Genomic DNA, 18,789 nt, shown 5'->3' on the forward strand with positions numbered 1-18,789 from the left:
TAATGGTCAATATTTTTAGAAAACAACAAAATATTCTCTACGTTTCTCCAACCTATAGTTCAGGTTCGAAGGAGCGTATGCTTTTAAGAGATAGTATTTTGTTAAAAGAAATAGGCCATAATATCTTTATCTACTGCCTAAAAGATTCATTTCTTCATCGTGAATGTAAAAAGGCCGGAATCGATTGTATCTTTCACACAGGGACAACGAAGCTTCGTGTATGGAATTGGTACAAGCTCTCAAGACTTAGAGGTATAATTAAACGCTACGATATCAATATCGTTCACTGCTACCAACTTAATTTCTTATGGCCGCTGGCCTCGTTTTTAAGAAAGAGAAATTTAACCGCACTCTTTTTCACTATAAACTTTGAAGTTAGTAAATTCTACAAGCAATTTTGGTATCGCCGTCTGATTGGAAGGATTGATCTTATCTTCATTCCTTTTAGAGAAATGATTGATTCAATTAATACTCATATGGACGTGCCAATTCGCAAAATTTACTCTTCAGGCCTTGGTGTTGATAAGATTAACTTTGAAAAAAAGTACACTTTTGACGAAGAAAACCTCATTCACCTCTCTTGTTGGGTAAATGACCATGAAGTTGAATTAAACGACCTTTCTGTATGCTTAGAATCTTTGTGGGCACTAAATTTAGATAATGAATTACCAAAGAGATTTAAGCTGCATATTTTCTCTAATCGAAAGTGGGAGAGAAATATCCTCTTTAATCCCATCAAGGATAGGATTGCTGAATTCAAACTTGAAAATTATGTTGAATTTCATGAGCATGACAATATTTATGAAATTCGCTCGGATATTTGGATTTCATATACATCAAAGTCGCCTATTGAAGATTATGCACTTCTTGCAATTTTAAAGGGAATTCCTACAGCTGTGCCACGAAATGCTACAACTGAAGAGTTGCATCGTATCTATCATGGCTCACTTGCAACCTATCGTCAGGGTGATGCCAGAGAGCTAAGGGCCAAGGTTAAGGATATTGTCCAAAATAATACTAAGTATAAGGAATCTTGTTTAAATTCTCGCGATGAGCTTTGGAATGAGCACGGTATTGATGGCTATAAATATAACCTATTTAAACTGTACGAGAAACACCTGAATAAACGCCTAAGGTTTTATAATTAATAAGTTTTTATTGTTGACGTAGGGCCCCGTAAATAATAAGATGCGCAAAATCATTTTAAAGTAAATTGTCTTCAGTAGAAGAGATTTACACTAAAGGCCTTGCCTTTAGATATCAAAAATTAAGGCACTGATTGGACACTTTCAGTTGTCTGCCGTGAGGTAAATTATGACAGATTTAAACAATCTAAAACAATCTTGGATGCAAGGTTACGAAGTTGTTCTTGGCGAAGACGTTGAGACAAGAGATGAAACAGAGTTTTCGAAGCTATTAGATTCGACAGAAACTCCAACATTTACAGAAGGTGAAGTTTTCAAAGGTAAAATTGTAAACATCTCACCTGATTATGTACTTGTTGACATTGGATACAAGCAAGAAGGTCTTGTTCCAAAAAGAGAATTCACTAACTACGATGGTTCTCTAAAAGTTGCACTTGGTGACGAAATTGAAGTTTATCTTGATAAACTAGAGTCTCACCTAGGTAACCTAGTTCTTTCAATGGACAAAGCACAAATCCTTAAAGCTTGGGATAAAATTTCTGAAGCATGTGAAGACGGTACTCCAGTTACTGGTACAGTTGTAGCAAAAGTTAAGGGTGGTCTTTCTGTTGATATCGGTGTTAAGGCTTTCTTACCTGGTTCACAAATTGATGTTAGACCAACTAGAAACCTTGATAAATTCATCGGTAAAAAGATGGAATTCAAAGTTATCAAATTCAACAAGAAACGTGGGAACATCGTTCTTTCTAGAAGAGCTATTCTTCAAGAAGAAAGAGGTAAACTACGTGGTGAAGTTCTTTCTCAAATTGAAGAAGGAATGGTTGTTAAAGGTATCGTTAAAAACATCACTGATTACGGTGCATTCATCGATCTAGGTGGAATTGACGGTCTTCTACACATCACTGATATGTCATGGGGACGTGTTAAGCACCCATCAAATATCCTTACTCTTGGTGACGAAATCGAAGTTAAGATTCTTAAGTTTGATAAAGAAAAAGAAAGAGTATCTCTTGGTCTTAAGCAAGTTCAAGAAAATCCTTGGGAAGCTGCACACGAGAAGTATGTTGCTGGTACAAAAGTTAAAGGTGAAATCGTATCTGTTAAAGATTACGGTATCTTCATTGAACTTGATGACGGAATCGAAGGTCTAATCCACGTTTCTGAAATGTCTTGGACAAACTCTATCAAGAACCCAACTAAGCACTTCACTGTAGGTGAGATCGTTGAAGCTCAAGTACTAGAAGTTGACGTAGAAAACAAGAGAATCTCTCTTGGGATCAAGCAACTTCAAGAAAACCCATGGGATGCTCTAGAAGCTAAGTTCCCTGTAGGTTCAAAAGTTACTGGTAAAGTTAAATCAATCGTTGAATTTGGTATCTTCGTTGACCTTGGTGAAGAAGTTGATGCTCTAATTCACGTATCTGATTTCTCTTGGACTAAGAAAAATATCAACCTAAACGACGAATACAAAGTTGGTGACGAGATTGAAGCTGCTGTAGTTTCAGTTGATAAAGAAAACCAAAAATTCTGTCTAGGTGTTAAACAACTTAAAGAAGATCCTTGGAAGAAAATTGAAACAAGACTTCCAGTTGGTACAATCGTTGAAGCTCAGATCGTTAGAGTAACTGATTTTGGTGCTTTCGTTGAACTTGAAACTGGTATTGAAGGTCTAGTTCACATTTCTGAACTATCTGAAGATAGAGTTGAGAAGCCAGAAGACGTAGTTAAGAAAGGTGACGTAGTTAAAGCTATGGTTATCTCTCTAGATAAAGACGCGAAGAAAATCGCTCTTTCTATGAAGTCTGCTCTAAACTCTGATACTCAGGGAATGCAACAAGAAGTAGTTAAGTCTGCAACTCTTGGTGATGTTCTTAAGGGCTTCAACCTAGGTAAAGAATAGCGTCATTGTTTGCCCAAAGGCAAACTATTGGACGCTATGCTAGCTCCCCATCTCTTTAGCTAGAGATTGGTGTCGAGAGCGAGGGTCCAAGCCCGAGCGGTTCGCAGCAGGAGCAAGTAATCACGAAGTGATTACAAATAAAATATCTTATATAAAAAGATATATGAGGCCACTCGAAAGAGTGGCCTTTTTTATTACCCCCCGCGTAGGCGCAGCCGATCGCGGAAAGGACTTCGCAAAACACCTCCCCCGCGTAGGCGCAGCCGATCGCGGAAAACCTACCCGTGAAAAGCTCAAAAACAGGGCCCAACTCAAACAATCACGAAGTAACTTTCATCCAACCCCCCGAAACCACTGCCATAATACGAACAAAAATTCATTCTTTCTTTAAATCCCAAATTCCCCTAAAATATATTTATGCATAGATTAACAAAAAATAACTCTGGTTTTACCCTGCTTGAAATTGTTATGGCCGCAGGACTCTTGGCCGTAATTGCACTTGGGTTCGCACGTTTCATGAAGACTCAGATGAAGTCGACAAAAACAGCAATTAATCAAACAGAGTTAAATAATTATGCCAGTGCTATTAAGGCCTATATGGGAAAGCCAGGAACCTGTAAGAGGTCTTTAGCTAAGCTAGGAAAGTTAGAGAATGATCTTATTTTGGATGAGATTGTAAGGGCTGATGGTAAGGCCAAGTACACAATAGGGGATAAGATCAACTCAACGAACTTCATTCTTTCTTCAATGTACATTACAAACTTCTATGTGAATAAAGTTGAGGGCCAGGATTTCCATCGTGCGGAGCTTAAGTTAAATCTTGAACTAAGTCGTATGAACGATAATGCATATGGTGGTAAGACTATTATTAAGCGCTTTGAGGTTGACCTCTTTGTTAATGATTCAAATCGTGTTGAAGACTGTGGAGTTCTTGGAGGTTTATATCTTCCTAAGATTCCTTTTATGAATACTTCTTCAAGCTCTTCTGAAACAGCTAGCTCAAATTCCACTTCTGGATCTAATAGTGATAGTTCTAAAGAGACCAGCTCAGCTGAGCAAGAGTCCGTAAAAAATGAATTGTCGACGAAGAGTGATTACAATAAAGCTTTTGAAGCCTCAGTTAATGAGGCCGCTCAAAAAACAGGGCAGTCTATAACACAAGAAGATATTAACAAGGCCGTGGATAATAATCCTGAGCTAAAAAAGGCAATGGAATCTCTTAAGTCTCTACAAGAGAGTACTAAGAAGATGGAAGAACTTCTAAATGAAGAATTTTAAGTAGTCTTTATTGTTGGATCTTTCCGTCGGGAAGACAAATTGAACAACCGCCATCTTCTTCATTGATATGAGAGGCAATTTCTTCATCCATCATTTCTTTTAACTTCTCAATCGTTTCACCTGAGGCGCCAAGGGATTCGATAAGAGTCTGTGATACAGAAGGGATAACTAGCTTAATATCAAGCCCCATTTCTTCTAGCTCTTCCGATTTTTGATATGCACGATCTGCGTCTTCCATTGAAAACTCATATAAGGTAGAATTGGATAGGTTATCAATAATTTTAATGCGGCTAGACATGTGAACTCCCATTACTCTTATTGTTTAAATGTAACATATGAAGGCTTAATCGTGAAAATTAAAAAACTATTCTTTTTGTCTAATAACCAAATGATGATTACTGCTATTGAGGCGTTAGGTAGGGAAGTTGGCGGAGATTTCTTCACTCTATCTAACGAAGAAGAAGCTTTTCATTTTATTAGAGATATTGTGCCAGAAGTCATTCTCTTAGACCTTTCAACGATCACTTCAGATACAATAGGGAAAATCGAATCGGAGTTCTGTCAGAATATTCCTGTGGTTCAGCTTGTGACAAAGGGAGAAGAGGGTGCTCAACGTGTTATTGAAGCACCATTGGACATTGCAAATCTTCTTTCAAATCTTGATCGAATTTGTGGAGACTTTAATGGAGAGGGATGAGTTATACATGTATCTTGGCCTGGCCATCATACTTCTCGTAATCATAGGAACATACTATTGGCGATTTCATTCTTAAAAAATATATTCAAAGGAAATACTATGTCTAAAATTCGTTGTGCTCATATACTTGTTGATCAAGAGTATGAAGCGAAAGATTTATTAAAGAAAATAGAAGAAGGGAAAACTTTTGAAGAGCTTGCAAAAGACTTTTCAAATTGTCCTTCTGGTCAGCAAGGTGGAGATCTTGGTGAATTTGGTAAGGGGATGATGGTGGCACCATTTGAAAAAGCTGCTTTCGCTCTTGAGGTTGGAGAGCTTTCGCCAATTGTTCGTACACAATTTGGTTACCATCTAATTAAGAGAATCTCTTAAGTATCTTTTACTTTTGTTCTGGGCACTTGTTGTCCAGAACAACAATTTGCCCTTCCTTATCATTTAATACCAAGCAAGACTTTTTCTCATTTTTGATATTCTTAATAATTTCATTATGAATGGCCATGCAGTGCCCATAACCTGGAAGTGTAAAAATATCATGTCCGCGAGAGCTATAAAGATTTAAACCATTGATAAATCCCTGGCAGTCGAGAATGACTTTATCGTATCTCTTATTTTTGATGGAAAACATGAAGTCCATATCTGTTTTAAAATAAGCTTCAACTTCGATTGTTTTTACGCCCGCAAGAGCAGACCAAGATAATATAGTAAGAATTAGTGCGAGTATGATTTTGTTCATACTCGCTCTTCGGAATAGTAAAATTTATATTTAGTTTTTTACTTAGACTTCGTCTAGAAGGGGATCATGAGGTCCTAACTCGAATTTTTGTAACCCTAATGGGTTATAAATAAAGTCAGGTACTCTTACCTGATAGTAGATCCCTTTTTCGTGATTACTAGTTCTAATAACGTTAGTTTTTGAAACGACGATTGAATGGGCCGCTCCTGCATCATATGGAATAAAGAGATCATAATTATTTTGCTTTTCAAGGAAGAAGTTAACGATATATTCACGTAACTCATCGATCTCCTCAGTATTAAAGCTTGAGATCACAAAACAATTTGGATGCTTTCTCTTAATAATCGTTTCAGTGATTTTATCATTTAATTTATCTTTCTTATTAAAAACGATGAAACGCTCTTTATCACTTAAGCCAAGTTCATCAAGTACGTTATTCGTAACTTCAAGGTGCTTTTCGTAATTAGGGTCACTGATATCACAAGCAATGATTAGAAGGTCTGCTTCAAGGGCCGACTCAAGAGTTGTCTTGAAACCATCAATTAGAGTGTTTGGAAGGTTAGATAAGAAACCTACTGTATCAATGAGAATCATTGGCGGTTTTGTGTCTGGGTTTAGCATCCTAAACGTTGAATCAAGAGTTGCAAATAACTTATCTTCTTCAAGTACATTGACTCGGCAAAGACGATTCATAAGAGAGGACTTTCCAGCATTTGTATAGCCAACAAGTGCCGTTGTAATTGCCTTCTTTGAACGTTTCTTCTTTTGTTCAATACGAGACTTTTCAACTTCTTTAAGTTCTTTCTTATAGAACTCAATACGTTCGCGAATGATACGACGGTCAAGCTCAATTTGTTGCTCTCCCTCACCACCGCGAACACCAATACCACCTTTTTGACGGCCAAGGTGAGACCAGAAACCAGCAAGACGTGGAAGAATATATTGCAGACGCGAGATTTCAATTTGAATACGTGCTTCTTTTGTTCGTGCATGTTCAGAGAAGATCTCAAGAATAATATGGCAACGATCAACTACAGACATTCCAGTTAGCTTCTTAATATTTCTAATTTGAGACGAGGTTAATTCACAGTCAAAAACCAGTAGGGTTGAGCCTTCTGCCTTTGCATCCATTGCGATTTCTTCAAGTTTACCTGTACCAAGGATTGTTCCCGGATCAACAGTCTTCTTATTTTGAATATACTGCTCACCAGTTTCAATATCGAGTGTACGCATTAGTTCTCTTAGTTCACCAAGTGAGCGGAGAGTGTCTTTTTCTGTCGCGTGTTCTTTGAACTTTGGACAAACTAATGAGACGAGAGAGGCCTTTGCCTCACGTGAAATAAAAAATTCATTATCAAGCATAAGTAATTTCCACTAATCTGTTATCGATAAGACGTGTTGGTTTACTTCCGACAAAGTAAGCACCTGCGATAACAACTTCTTTTGTATTTGATTCAACATCTTCTAGATTGGCGCTATCGAGAACTTCAAGATAGTCCCATTTAGTATCCTTTAGTGTCTCTTCAAGGATTTCATTTAACTGAGCTTGAGCATCGACCCAAGTTGTTCTTATTAGAAGATTTTCTAATTCATCAAGTTTATTAGGAAGAAGAAGAGCATATTCTTTTTCTTCTTTTGTTAAGTAACCATTACGAGATGAAAGGGCGAGGCCACTTTCTTCACGTTTAATTGGTACGGTTTTAATATCAATTTCAAGATTTAAGTCATGGGCCATTTTTCTAATGACACAAACTTGTTGGTAGTCTTTTTGTCCAAAGAAGGCCTGACTTGGCTTAATGAGTGTAAAGAGTTGATAGACAACTGTTGTTACACCACTGAAGTGAGTAGGGCGGCTTTGTCCACATAGCTTTTTTGTAATGCCTTCAACTGAGACTGTCGTATTAAATCCTGCTGGATAAACCTCTCTATTATCTTTTGGAAGAAAAACTACGATATCATTAGCACGTTCACCGGCAGTTTCTTTGATAAGAATTAAGTCTTGTTCTGGTGTACGAGGATAGCTATCAAGGTCTTCATTTTCTCCAAATTGTTTGGGATTTACAAAGATTGTCACAACAACTTTTTCGCAAGTTTCAAGAGCACTTGTCAGAAGGCTCATGTGACCCGCATGTAAGTTACCCATTGTAGCAACAAGGCCAAGTGAATCGTGAGACACTTCCTTCATTGTTGCCATTAAATCTGATCGCGTTTGAATTAACTTCAAGCTTTAATCCTTTTAAATATTTCTTTTGCTAACTCGATTTTTGATAGCTCGCCAGTAAAGGCAATTTCACCATCGTTAAGGATTGTGTAGTTAGCTTCATTATTTCCGAAGCCTTTTCGCTCAGTTTTACATAGGCCACTATTTACATGTGTACCCACTAAGAGCTTTGTTGGCTTGCGATTATACTTTGATTCTAAAATATCTTTTGAAAGGTCTGTTTCCGCCGCAAATCCAATGATCGTTTGGTGAGCGGATTTATTGGCAACAACATGTGCAAGAATATCTTGTGCCTTTTCAAACTCAAGGCTTGAAGAAAGGGCCTCTTTCTTAAGCTTAGATTCAGCTGTTTTAAACTTAAGATCACTAATGGCCGCCGTTGAGATATAAGTATCAAATTGATTTTCAAGACCAAGAACTGCTTCATACATTTCATCTGTCGTTCGAACAGAGATAATCTTAGTTCCTGGAAGACTTCTTAGGTACTTAAACTCTGGACATGAGTTTTGCCCCAGTAAAATGGTGGTTTTATAACCTAGGCGAAGGGACTCTTTCGCAATCTCATATCCTGTTTTTCCAGAGGAGGGATTTGTCACAAAACGAACTGGATCAATTGGTGCAACTGTTGCTCCAGCTGTAATGACCACGTGTTTTGAAGATTCATTAATTGAAGGATTTATAGCATCAAAATTTGCTAAGACCTCTTCAACTGCTGGAATCTTTCCTGCACCGACATCGCCACATGCAAGCTCACCTGAAGCTGGTGGATAAATAAAGATATTGCTTTGTTTATTTAGTCTTTCTAATAGATCGATATTTTCTTGCGTGATTGGATTAGTCCACATCGACGTATTCATTGCCGGATAAATTACCGTTTGAAATTTATCCCAGCCGGCCAGGAAAATTGAAGATAGTAGATCGTCTGCTTTGCCCATGGCAAGGTTTGCAATAGTATTGGCACTGGCAGGGTAGATATGAAGTAAGTCCGCCCACTTTGCCAATTCTATATGAAGTACTGATTTCGTTTCCACGCTGGCGCTAAAATCAGACTGAGCGCTGTAAACTTCGGCCGCACCAAGGTAAGTGTAGAGGTCTGCCTGAACAAATTTAATTGCTCCGCCTGTTAAGATAACTTTTACCTCGTGACCTTTTTTAACCAGTCCTCTTACAAACTCAATTGACTTGTAAGCAGAAACTGAGCCACATACACCTACTAATATTTTCATATATTTAACTTTCTGGTTGTTAATACTATGTGTCTATCTTATATATGTTTTTAAGGATTTAGGCCATTGAATTTGAAATATCTGAAGGTATTCGGAAGGCCTGTGTAATAAGTAACAAAGGTAAGTTTATGAAATTTGGTAAGTTCTCAATCATCTCACAACGTGACGTACAAGCGCTGGGTGATACGCTAGAACTAATCTACATAAATTACGATCATATCGTGTCAATGAAGCCTATTAATATCGTTATGGATGGTGATGTTAAGGAAGGTTACTGGCTACGTCTATCTAATGGCAAGAAGTATCGTGCCATTGAAATACCAGCAAATTTTAAAAAGAATTTTGTAGGCTAAATAGAGCTTGGTGAATGAGGTTGTTCTGAATTTCACCGCAATCTTTTAGCTTCTGTGAGTCTCCACCTGTGAGAATAATTCGATGTTGATTATATTTTTTCAATTGAGAAGTAATCATATCGACATAGGCAGCATAAGCGTGAGAGATGGCCTGCTGTGTATTTGTCATTTCAGTTAAGTCAATTTCTCTAAGTAGGGGAAGATTGGCCGAAAATTCTGGATATGACCTTAGGTAATTTCCTAAGCCTAAAAAAATTGGCCCACCAAGGTGTTTTCCATGATCAATTTCATCAAGTGTAATAAAGCTTCCTGTATCAACTAGCAGAAGCTTTTCATTTGGAAATTTCTTTTGCAGGTAATATGAAATGACTTTACGATCGATTCCTAATTTATTTTGATCATAAAATGTTTGGAAATCAGTAATAAGATCATTTGCATTCTTTGCATTTCTAGGAAGAAGTGATGTTATTTCTTTTGAAACATTTGAGTATATGACAGAAGAGTTCTCTTTAAAGATGAAGTCAAAGTTTTGAATACTTAACTTTTTAACATCAGTAAGAACGTTATTTTGAAAAACACCAATTTTTAGAAAAGTGTTACCACTATCAATGGTGTAGGTTTGCATCTTCTGTAATATCCATGTTCTTATTCTTTTGAATATATTCACTAATGAGCTTAAGTTTTTGATCAAAGAAGTTAGCAATAGGAGTACAGAAATTTGGATATTTTCCTGGTCCCATTTTCAGTAGGTCATTAATAACTAGAACTTGTCCATCAGTGTTCTTTCCTGCACCAATTCCAATCGTTGGAATTGAAAGCTCTCTTGTTATGATTGTGGCAATCTCATCAGTAACGCATTCTAAAACAATAGAAAAACACCCGGCCTCTTCTAAAAGCTTTGCTTCTGCTAATAGTCTTGCCTTATCTGAGTCATCTTTGCCATGAGTGTAGTAACCACCTTGTTCATGAACACTTTGAGGAGTCAGGCCAATATGTCCCATAACGGGAATACCAGATTGAGTTAATCTTTTGATAATATCGAGTTGGTGAGGATAGGCTCCTTCAAGCTTAAGTGCTTCAGCTTGAGTGTCTTGAAAGAGTTTCGTCGCATTCTCAAGGGCCATGTCAAAATTTGTATAAGTTCCAAAAGGCATATCAACAATAACAAATTTATTTGGAGCACCTCTTCTTACTGCCGCTCCAAAAATGGCCATCTCTGTCAGGCTAACTTGAACTGTCGTATCGTAGCCAAGAACAACATTACCGAGGCTGTCACCAACAAGGATCATGTCAAGCTCTGTCTCGTTTAACATTTGAGCTGTTTGATAATCATAGCAAGTAAGAACTTGAAGAGACTTTCTTGTTTCAGAAAGTTTTGATTTTCTAATTTTTCGAGTTGTTAGCTTCTTCATTCCCATGAACCAATTTTTTTCCAAAGCTATTGTAAACTTTGGTGATATCTAAGTTATTCCACTCACTTATAACCTGAGAGAGCTGCTTTTGGAAATCAGTATGAAGAATTTCACGTGCGAATGAGCCATTTTTAATATTTTGATAGATTTTATTGAGCTTGTTCTGGTACTCGTTATCAAATATCAAGGACTTGGCCATTTCTCCTCCCATGAAGGCATTAGGTGAGATAAGTTTCATGAACTCTGTTGGGCCAAACTTAATCATGGCATCAGCAATGAGTTTAACTTCATGCCAACACTCAATATAGGCAATTTCTGGGGAGTGACCTTTATTGATAAGAGTCTCAAAAGAGAGCCTTGCGGCCTGTGGAATAACTGAGCAGAGAATTGATTGCTCAGAGAAGAGATCACAGATTGTTTCTTCTTCAAAGCTACTTACGATTGGGCCAACTGTAATCCCTAGATCTTTTGCAAGACTTAAGAGGCCTTCATCATCACAATTTACAACTGCTGTTAGAGGGGCCTTCGTTTCGTAACCAAATCTTAACTCACTGGCAATGGCCTTTGGCGCTAAAAGAAAGTGTATATGTGTTGGAAGCTTTGATCGTAGGTCTTGGTACATAACACTATAACCGTGTCCGTAAACCAATCTTTGTTTAAAATTCGTATCAGAGAATTGAAGAGAAGTTAAGATTTCTTCATGGGTATCATCTGGTGTTAGGATGATGATAAATTCAAAATTAGCAATTTTACTATTTGTTATATCAATTGTTGGCAGGCCCATTTTATTTGCTAAAGAAATTGAGCTACTATTTTGGCGTAGGCCGATAGTAACTTCTCTACCAGAGTCTCTAAGGTTTAATGACCAAGACTTTGCTTGAGAGCCAAAACCAATAATTAAAATATCATTAGAATTATTATCGCTACTATTTTTCATCATAAAAATTAGATATCATGGATTGAAACAATAAGGGAAGTTATGGCACAGGAAGTAATCTATTTTTCTAAGAAAGGTTTAACTGCACGTGATGCATTAATTAATGAGGGAAATCTTTGGGGGAATTCTTTCTTTACGACAGTTCTTGTAAAAGGTGGCAAGGCGATCTTTTGGGACCAGCATCGTCAAAGATTGGAAAAGTCATTTCAATATTGTTGGCCAAAAGAATTTGACAGTTCAATTATCGATGAAGCTCAGCTGGCCACGGCAAAAATACTTGGAGATTTTAGTTCAATCCCTCATGCCTACCTAAGGATTACTTTCTATCGTGAGCTCTCTGGTGCAATTCAATATTGGATTTGGGCAGTTGAAAAAGATCAGCTTAAGAGTTCACTAAAGTTAAACTCTCATTGTTATTACCCTGATCGCAATTTTCCCGACTTTTTAAAACGAAGTAATTATCAATATCAATTTCAACTTAGGAAAGAAAGTCTGGCCCAAGGCTATGATGATGTTCTCTTGCTTGATCATGAGTCTTATATATTGGAACTTCCGACGGCAAATATTATTCTCAAGAAAGGGGATGATTATATAACTCCAATTGCAGAATTTGGTGTACTTGATGGAATCTCTCTCGAGAGGGTAAAATTCATGTTAGAAAAGCTAGGACGCCCCTTGAGAGAAATGCGTGTTCATGCGGCCGAATTACATGAATTTGATAGTTGTTTCACAACAAGTTCATTTAATGGCATTAGGCATATTTCAACTATCAACGAAGTAGCATATACTGAAGATATAGAAATTAAAAAATTAGTTAATGAGTTTTACGGAGAAATTTGGTGACAAAAATTTTAAAGGTTAAATGTCCTGAATGCTCAAAAGAGTTTAATTATTATTCAAGTGAATTCCGTCCATTTTGCAGTGAGAAATGTAAGATGGTTGACTTAGGAATGTGGCTTACAGAAAATTATACAGTTGCTAGTCAGGAGCCTCTTTCTGAGTCTGACTTAGAGGCCGTCATTAAAAAGAGACAGGATGAAGAAGATTACTAAGAGTGAACTTATTGCCATTGAAGGCGAATTAATAAAGATAGCACGTGGTGCCGGAAGAATTTTAAAACCTTTTCAAAAAGATCTTTCAAATCTTTCAATTAGTTACAAAGACGCTCAAGGAGCAGTCTCAGCTGCTGACCATGCGTCTGAAGGCTATATTATCAATCAACTCTATAAACTTCGTGCTGATATTCCTGTGCTGGCGGAAGAAGACTTCTACCATAAGTATCAAGGTGATTATAAGCACCTTAAAGAATACCAAGATAGTGACTATCTATGGGTTATTGATCCGCTGGATGGAACAAATAATTTCGTCCACGGATTAGAGCACTACTGTGTATGTCTCTCTCTTACGTACAAACTACAGCCTATAGTTGGTGTCATTTATATTCCTGAAAAAGGGGAGTTCTATTGTGCGACAAAGGGGAATGGAGCTTTTCTGATTAAAGGGAAGGACAAAACTCGACTTAAGAAAACACGTTCAAGAGAGCGTGGCTTTCTCTTAGCGACTGGATTTGCTACGGAAAAGGGAAAGCCATTCAATGATGAATTTAAAAAATTTAAAAAAGTCATGGTTAATATCTCTGCTGTTCGTCGACTTGGTTCAGCGGCCATTGATCTATGCTATGTAGCTCGCGGGATTTTTGATGGGTTCTGGGAAAAGGGGCTTGCTCCTTGGGATGTTGCTGCAGGAAAGATTATTTGCTCAGAAGCAGGTGCTAAAGTAACTGAGTATAATGGTCATGATCATAATATCTTTTCAAAGACAATAATTGTGGGCAGAAATCCACTTTTTGAGAAGTTAAATGAAATGGTTTCCGACTAAAAGACTCTATTTATGTCCTACATTATAGGTTCATTTTTGCTATTTTTTCATATCTTTTAAATGGCGCTGATTATGTTAAAATAATCAGAGGTTTATATATTAAAAGGATTAAAAAGTGACGAATTCTATCACGAGATTATCAAGAGAAATGATGTACGTTAGTGACAACGTTTTTTATATTTTATTCTCTATTCTTATACTTTTAATTTGTGTCATCGTCGTTTATTGGTTTTATACAAGAAAACGTATGCAGGAGTTACAACATCAAATTCCAGCGAATGTTTTAAAAAGCTATCTCGACTCAGTTATTCAAAACTCAAATGCTTTAAAGTCTTCTCTGTTTAGAGGTGGCGGACTAGAGGCTGGAGAAGGGATTCCTTCTGTTGTTCCTGGTGGTAGCCTTCCAACTGGAAATGTTGATGGAGCTCAGTTAGCAAGTAAGAATGCAGAAATTGCTGCATTAAACGGACAGATCGCAAATAAAGACTCACTTATTAGAGACCTTGAAGCACAGCTTGGTGCAGTTGAGCAATCAGGAGATAATTCTGACTCTGCTCAGATCATAACAAACCTAAATTCTGAAATTGCGGAACTTAAGTCACAGGTTGAAGTCTTAAAATCTTCAAGTGCCTCAGTTGGTGATAACAGTGCTGAATTATCTGCTCTTTCATCTGAAAGAGATGAGCTTCAGGCAAGACTTAAAGAATATGAAATGATTGAAGGGGACCTTGCTGATCTTAGAAAATTTAAGCAAGAAAATGAACAACTAAAGGCGCAACTAGCAGAAGGTGGAGGAACTCCATCTACGCCAGCTCCTGAAGTTGATTTAACTCCTGATCCTGAGCCTGAAGTCGATCTTTCTCCTGAGCCTGAAGAAGTGATTGCTCCAGATGAAGAACCTGTCGAAGCACCTGAGCCAGTTGAAGTGCCAGAGCCAGAGAGTTTATCGGATAATACGACTGAGTTTTTTGAAGAACCAATTGAAGAAGCGACAACGCAAGCAGCTCCTGAGCCAATTGAAGAAGCTGAGGCTCCTGCTCCAACTGCGGCTGCAGCTGAAGTTACAGGGGAGAAAGCTCCTGAGAATGAAGCAACAGAGCAGAAGTCGGCAGAAGAGCTTTTAAGTGAATTTGAGAAAATGCTCGGTTAAAATAAACCTTTAAAAAAAATAGAATAATTTAGACAAGGATGTCTTTTGAAAAAACTACTTCTTATTGCAACATTAATTGTTAGTTTTAACTCGTTCTCAGCTGTAAACCATAAGGCCCATCAAGCGGTGTTAACACAGAAGCTCGAAAGACAATTCAAGTACAATTTAAAATCAGCTGATATGGAAAAGCTTAAAAAGCAAGTTCTAAAGCTTAAAGGTAAGTCGGTTGCTGCTCTAATTAATGTAATGAAGGATGAAAAGTATCCTGAGAAAAACCGTTGGATGGCAACTTTCTTACTTGGTAGAGTTATGGGAAAGAAGTCAGCACCTTTTATTTCTAAGTTTGCAAAGCATCCTAATTGGGTCATGAGAATGGCCGCTCTAAAGTCACTACTGGCACTAAATCAAACAGATTATAAAGATGTATACAAGCAGTCTTTAAAAGACAATTCTCTAATTGTTCGCTATCAAGCACTTGAAAATGTAAAGAGAATGAACCTAACTGATCTTGCTCCAAATATTTGGGCTATGTTATATGATAAGAGAAATTATCATATTAATGAAAAGCTTAAATCGACTAAGAGGGCCCATATTGTAAAAGAGATTATTACGACAATAGGGGATTTAAAATTTGAAAAAGCTAAGAAGCCTCTTTTATCAATGATTCAAAAAGAAAAGTATTCTGATATTCATAGAGAAATTTCTGAAACTCTAGAGAAGATTACTGGCCGAAAAGCACCAAATGGTAACCTTAAAGAGAAGAAGCGTTTCTGGTCTAAGATCTCTCAAGCGACAGTTGTGATTCGCTAGTATTCAAAATGATTTATTTGAAATGATGGGTGATGAAACTTAAAGGCATGTCCTTTTGGTTTTATCACGACAATCTCTTTTTCTTCAATATGAGTTTTCTTCTGAGCGTCTAATACAGTGATAAATTGCTTTAACTCGTTTTGTGACGGAGTGTTTGGGATTGAGCTAAAGATGATATTGAGCTGCTCTCCATAGTTCTTCGAAAAGAAGAAGTGACTTGCCCCATCTTTAATTAGGTCTTTATTCTTTGATTTTAAAATTCTTTCTTCCAGTGTGCCATCAACTAGGTGATTGATGGCCTCAAGTACTTGGGACGAACTCTCTTGTTGTTGATCATAAAGGCAAATGACTGCGCCAATACTTTCATTTATCAATGTGAAGAGTTCGTGTTTTAGTGCCATTGTTATTGTGCTTTACTGACCTTATCTAAGATACCGTTAACAAAGCTCTTTGATTCATCTTTACCATAACTTTTTACAAGATTGATATACTCGTTAATTGCTACGTTGTTTGGAGTTTCTTCAAATTTGATTTCGTATGTACCAAGACAAAGAATAGCTCTTTCAATAGCATCGACAGAGTCAAAGCTTCTTTTTAAAATATAAGTTGAAGCAGTTTCTTTGATCTCTGGGAAGTTTTTAATAACACCAGTAATTAGCTTGTTTCCAAAGTTCTGAACACTTGGATTGATATCATTGTCATGGTGTTCTTCATCTTCTTTCATATAAGATTCTTCAAACATTTCAATATCGGCCTTTAACTTTCCAATATCATTTTTGTATTCTTCAAGCTCTGCTTTAAAGTCCTTTAAAAATAATTTGTAAATAAATTTAAAAGCAAAACGACGTGCCGCTGATTTATTGTTGAATGCTTGGTTTTTCACTAGTTGAATCCTTATTTAATAAAAACTTTTCTTTCAAATTTCCAAATTGTCCAATGCTCTTTTGTAAACTCTCAATGAACCCATCAATATCTTTGAAGTTCCAATAAAAAGAAGCATATCTAACGTAGGCAACAGGATCTAACTCATAGAGCTTTTCCATAACAACTTCACCAACGATCTTTGCAGGAACTTCAATGTTGTTCATTTGCGAAAGAGTCATTTCGACATCGTCAATTAATCGGTTGATTTGCGCCGTTGTTAAAGGTCTTTTTTGACAGGCCTTATTTATCCCTTTCGAAATTTTTTCGCGATTATAAGGCTCACGTCTTTTATCGTTCTTAACAAGTGCCGGTACTTGAAGTTGGAGCTTCTCATATGTCGTATAACGAAAGTCACAGTTAAGGCACGCTCTTCTTCGACGAACAGCTAGTCCATCGGAAAGGTGTCTCGAGTCAATAACTTTTGTGTTTGGTGTTTGGCAACTTGGGCAATACATATCTATTTTTAGCATATTGTGAATGCATTGCATATTCTCATTTTAAGGGTATGAATAATTATTGTAGGGAAGAAATCTGCCTAAAGTTATCTTCAAGATCTTCGAGTACCTCGATACCATCGCGATACAGCATGACAGTAAAGAACTCTTTATCTTCTCCTGTGCGCTGTGTAACTTTATAAGGAGAAACAGCTTCTTGCTTATAGGCATAAGACTTATCCCATTTTATTTGTGGAAAAGACTCAAAGACGAGTTGCGCAAAAGAGATACGACTTATATCTGAAGGGTCCATCTTATAATCATATGGCCTGCCAATATAGCTAAGGGCCAAGACAATTCCTTGCGTTGTTTCTTGATATGAGAGTTTTCTCTTTCTGATAACTGCAAGATCATCTTGGTTATACATCGAATCGATACTTTTAATTTTAATACCTTCTCGTGTTGTCGTAATAAAATTAAGCTTCTTAGATTGAATCTCTTTTCGATATTTAATGACGAGAGGATGCTTAGATAGGCCAAGCTTTACAATTTCATCCCAAGAGCCGATCCAAATACCAACATTATCCCAAAAGCGATCGACAACGGCGTTATTAAAGCTATTTTTGTTATGGGTAAAGACAATATCCATTGGTTTTAATTGATAGGCTAAGTGTGCCTTCTCCGTTTTCCCAATATAGGTAACTTGGCCACCTTTTAGATTCTCAAACTTTATGGCCTTATTAAAATATCCTACATAATAGCTCTTATCTTTTAGTGCCATTGAAGAAATAGTGTTTTGAATTGAAGGTTGAATTTCATTCCATCTCTTCTTTTTATTATAGGCTTTGATTAATTCGTTATAGACCAGTGTTTCTTCAATAAGTGGATTGATGTAATAAGAAATTCTTGTTTTATTTTTTACCTCTTCAAAAATTTTAATATCTCGATAAATTATTGCAAGTCTAGCTAGTTTTTTGTGAGAAGGTGATTTCACAAGTTTTTGTACGAGGTGCTTATAATAATCACCTAGCTCTTTGTGTAGTGTTATATCTTTTTCATTTTTTAAGGTTTCACGAATTTTATTCTTCAAAAGTAGATGGTTTTCATAGATTGCAATATTGGCGATATACCCAACTTTTAAGGCCTTAATAATTTCACTCCCTTTATGGTCGTAAGGGTTAATAATGGCATAGTCCACATCTCGTTCATGTCTTTTAAGTTTACGATTTCCTGTGAAGTAAATTTCACGACGTTGCTCAACTTGAGTCATTTGATTAGTACGGATCTCAAAACGAGTTGTTGGATCAGTTACCCATGAAATATTTTTTAAAAATGTATTAAGTTCAGTAGTAATCTTTTGATTTGAATCAAAGTATGGAGAGATAAACTTTAAGGAGTTCTGACTTTTCTTCTTCTTGGCCTTAGCAAATTCCATACGCCATACAAGGTTTTTTTCAACAGATTCTTGTAGCTTGTATAAGTTGTCTTTGTTGATTTCAAATTTAGACGGATTGTAATCTGTTGCCGTAGAAGCGATATAGCGAGAAACAGCGGAAGAGTATTGATCGTACGTCATTTCAATTTGATCGAGCGTTGAAGCACAAGACGACAAAAGAGTTGAAACTAAAATGGCCGAAATAAATCTTGAATGAAACTTTCTCACAATATCCCCGTAAACTAAATCTCATTTA

General features: G+C 36.8%; 23 protein-coding genes. 11 read left to right on the forward strand and 12 right to left on the reverse strand.

Annotated features, from left to right (window positions below):
- Positions 1-2: 2 nt before the first annotated feature.
- The 3 genes from M902_RS11615 (at position 3) to M902_RS11625 (ending at position 4,323) form a co-directional block, all read left to right on the forward strand.
- On the forward strand, positions 3-1,148 hold the full coding sequence (locus M902_RS11615) for a hypothetical protein (protein ID WP_040314742.1): 1,146 nt from the start codon (positions 3-5) through the stop codon (positions 1,146-1,148).
- Between the two features lie 166 nt (positions 1,149-1,314).
- On the forward strand, positions 1,315-3,045 hold the full coding sequence (locus M902_RS11620; RefSeq protein WP_021267924.1) for a 30S ribosomal protein S1: 1,731 nt from the start codon (positions 1,315-1,317) through the stop codon (positions 3,043-3,045).
- A gap of 417 nt (positions 3,046-3,462) precedes the next feature.
- Complete coding sequence (locus M902_RS11625) at positions 3,463-4,323, forward strand: prepilin-type N-terminal cleavage/methylation domain-containing protein (RefSeq protein WP_021268661.1); 861 nt, start codon at positions 3,463-3,465, stop codon at positions 4,321-4,323.
- 7 nt (positions 4,324-4,330) lie between these two features.
- Here M902_RS11625 and M902_RS11630 read toward each other — a convergent pair whose 3' ends face one another.
- Entirely contained in the window at positions 4,331-4,621 is a 291-nt protein-coding gene (locus M902_RS11630) for a hypothetical protein (protein WP_040314746.1), read from the reverse strand.
- A gap of 51 nt (positions 4,622-4,672) precedes the next feature.
- Here M902_RS11630 and M902_RS11635 point away from each other — a divergent pair, with 51 nt between their 5' ends.
- Entirely contained in the window at positions 4,673-5,020 is a 348-nt protein-coding gene (locus M902_RS11635; protein WP_021268587.1) for a hypothetical protein, read from the forward strand.
- Between the two features lie 99 nt (positions 5,021-5,119).
- Positions 5,120-5,392 carry a peptidylprolyl isomerase gene (locus tag M902_RS11640; RefSeq protein WP_021268456.1) on the forward strand — a complete coding sequence of 91 codons (273 nt, stop codon included), beginning with the start codon at positions 5,120-5,122 and terminating at the stop codon, positions 5,390-5,392.
- Positions 5,393-5,399: 7 nt separating this feature from the next.
- Here M902_RS11640 and M902_RS11645 read toward each other — a convergent pair whose 3' ends face one another.
- The 4 genes from M902_RS11645 to coaBC are packed head-to-tail and all read right to left on the reverse strand — an operon-like array spanning position 5,400 to position 9,200.
- Positions 5,400-5,753, reverse strand: coding sequence for a hypothetical protein (locus M902_RS11645; RefSeq protein ID WP_021268344.1), 354 nt, complete (start codon positions 5,751-5,753; stop codon positions 5,400-5,402).
- 42 nt (positions 5,754-5,795) lie between these two features.
- Positions 5,796-7,115 (reverse strand): GTPase HflX, encoded by a 1,320-nt coding sequence (gene hflX, locus M902_RS11650; protein WP_021268220.1) that lies wholly within the window; start codon positions 7,113-7,115, stop codon positions 5,796-5,798.
- On the reverse strand, positions 7,108-7,977 hold the full coding sequence (gene panC, locus M902_RS11655; RefSeq protein WP_021267955.1) for a pantoate--beta-alanine ligase: 870 nt from the start codon (positions 7,975-7,977) through the stop codon (positions 7,108-7,110). The genes hflX and panC overlap by 8 nt, the downstream gene beginning before the upstream one ends.
- On the reverse strand, positions 7,974-9,200 hold the full coding sequence (coaBC, locus tag M902_RS11660) for a bifunctional phosphopantothenoylcysteine decarboxylase/phosphopantothenate--cysteine ligase CoaBC (protein WP_021268033.1): 1,227 nt from the start codon (positions 9,198-9,200) through the stop codon (positions 7,974-7,976). The genes panC and coaBC overlap by 4 nt, the downstream gene beginning before the upstream one ends.
- Positions 9,201-9,328: 128 nt before the next feature.
- Here coaBC and M902_RS11665 point away from each other — a divergent pair, with 128 nt between their 5' ends.
- Positions 9,329-9,553, forward strand: a complete 225-nt coding sequence (locus M902_RS11665; protein WP_021268407.1) for a hypothetical protein — start codon at positions 9,329-9,331, stop codon at positions 9,551-9,553.
- Here M902_RS11665 and M902_RS11670 read toward each other — a convergent pair.
- Genes M902_RS11670 through M902_RS11680 form a run of 3 tightly spaced genes read right to left on the reverse strand, consistent with a single transcriptional unit; the run spans position 9,531 to position 11,905 of the window.
- The gene (locus M902_RS11670) at positions 9,531-10,178 is read right to left on the reverse strand and encodes a type III pantothenate kinase (RefSeq protein ID WP_021268085.1); all 648 of its coding nucleotides are present in this window, start codon (positions 10,176-10,178) and stop codon (positions 9,531-9,533) included. The two genes, M902_RS11665 and M902_RS11670, sit on opposite strands and share 23 nt — an antisense overlap.
- The gene (gene panB / locus M902_RS11675; protein WP_232215056.1) at positions 10,159-10,971 is read right to left on the reverse strand and encodes a 3-methyl-2-oxobutanoate hydroxymethyltransferase; all 813 of its coding nucleotides are present in this window, start codon (positions 10,969-10,971) and stop codon (positions 10,159-10,161) included. The genes M902_RS11670 and panB overlap by 20 nt, the downstream gene beginning before the upstream one ends.
- Positions 10,937-11,905 carry an NAD(P)-binding domain-containing protein gene (locus M902_RS11680; RefSeq protein ID WP_021268225.1) on the reverse strand — a complete coding sequence of 323 codons (969 nt, stop codon included), beginning with the start codon at positions 11,903-11,905 and terminating at the stop codon, positions 10,937-10,939. Before M902_RS11680 ends, panB begins: the two co-directional genes overlap by 35 nt.
- A gap of 39 nt (positions 11,906-11,944) precedes the next feature.
- Here M902_RS11680 and M902_RS11685 point away from each other — a divergent pair, with 39 nt between their 5' ends.
- The 5 genes from M902_RS11685 (at position 11,945) to M902_RS11705 (ending at position 15,740) form a co-directional block, all read left to right on the forward strand.
- The gene (locus M902_RS11685; protein ID WP_021268582.1) at positions 11,945-12,745 is read left to right on the forward strand and encodes an aminotransferase class IV; all 801 of its coding nucleotides are present in this window, start codon (positions 11,945-11,947) and stop codon (positions 12,743-12,745) included.
- Positions 12,742-12,954, forward strand: coding sequence for a DNA gyrase inhibitor YacG (locus tag M902_RS11690; RefSeq protein WP_040314748.1), 213 nt, complete (start codon positions 12,742-12,744; stop codon positions 12,952-12,954). The genes M902_RS11685 and M902_RS11690 overlap by 4 nt, the downstream gene beginning before the upstream one ends.
- Positions 12,938-13,780: an inositol monophosphatase family protein gene (locus M902_RS11695; protein WP_021268315.1), complete on the forward strand. Its 843-nt coding sequence runs from the start codon at positions 12,938-12,940 to the stop codon at positions 13,778-13,780. Before M902_RS11690 ends, M902_RS11695 begins: the two co-directional genes overlap by 17 nt.
- A gap of 115 nt (positions 13,781-13,895) precedes the next feature.
- Positions 13,896-14,930, forward strand: a complete 1,035-nt coding sequence (locus tag M902_RS11700) for a hypothetical protein (RefSeq protein ID WP_021268707.1) — start codon at positions 13,896-13,898, stop codon at positions 14,928-14,930.
- 45 nt (positions 14,931-14,975) lie between these two features.
- The gene (locus tag M902_RS11705) at positions 14,976-15,740 is read left to right on the forward strand and encodes a HEAT repeat domain-containing protein (protein ID WP_021268203.1); all 765 of its coding nucleotides are present in this window, start codon (positions 14,976-14,978) and stop codon (positions 15,738-15,740) included.
- Here M902_RS11705 and M902_RS11710 read toward each other — a convergent pair.
- From M902_RS11710 to M902_RS11725, 4 genes are read right to left on the reverse strand one after another with little or no spacing between them, the layout of a single operon-like run.
- Complete coding sequence (locus tag M902_RS11710; RefSeq protein ID WP_040314752.1) at positions 15,737-16,141, reverse strand: hypothetical protein; 405 nt, start codon at positions 16,139-16,141, stop codon at positions 15,737-15,739. The genes M902_RS11705 and M902_RS11710 overlap by 4 nt on opposite strands.
- A gap of 2 nt (positions 16,142-16,143) precedes the next feature.
- Positions 16,144-16,623: a transcription antitermination factor NusB gene (gene nusB, locus M902_RS16110; protein ID WP_021268057.1), complete on the reverse strand. Its 480-nt coding sequence runs from the start codon at positions 16,621-16,623 to the stop codon at positions 16,144-16,146.
- On the reverse strand, positions 16,598-17,152 hold the full coding sequence (gene nrdR, locus M902_RS11720; protein WP_232215057.1) for a transcriptional regulator NrdR: 555 nt from the start codon (positions 17,150-17,152) through the stop codon (positions 16,598-16,600). The genes nusB and nrdR overlap by 26 nt, the downstream gene beginning before the upstream one ends.
- 25 nt (positions 17,153-17,177) lie before the next feature.
- Positions 17,178-18,761 (reverse strand): YiiX/YebB-like N1pC/P60 family cysteine hydrolase, encoded by a 1,584-nt coding sequence (locus M902_RS11725; protein ID WP_021268083.1) that lies wholly within the window; start codon positions 18,759-18,761, stop codon positions 17,178-17,180.
- Positions 18,762-18,789: the final 28 nt, after the last annotated feature.

The organism is Bacteriovorax sp. BAL6_X (assembly GCF_000443995.1).
GTDB lineage: Bacteria > Bdellovibrionota > Bacteriovoracia > Bacteriovoracales > Bacteriovoracaceae > Halobacteriovorax_A.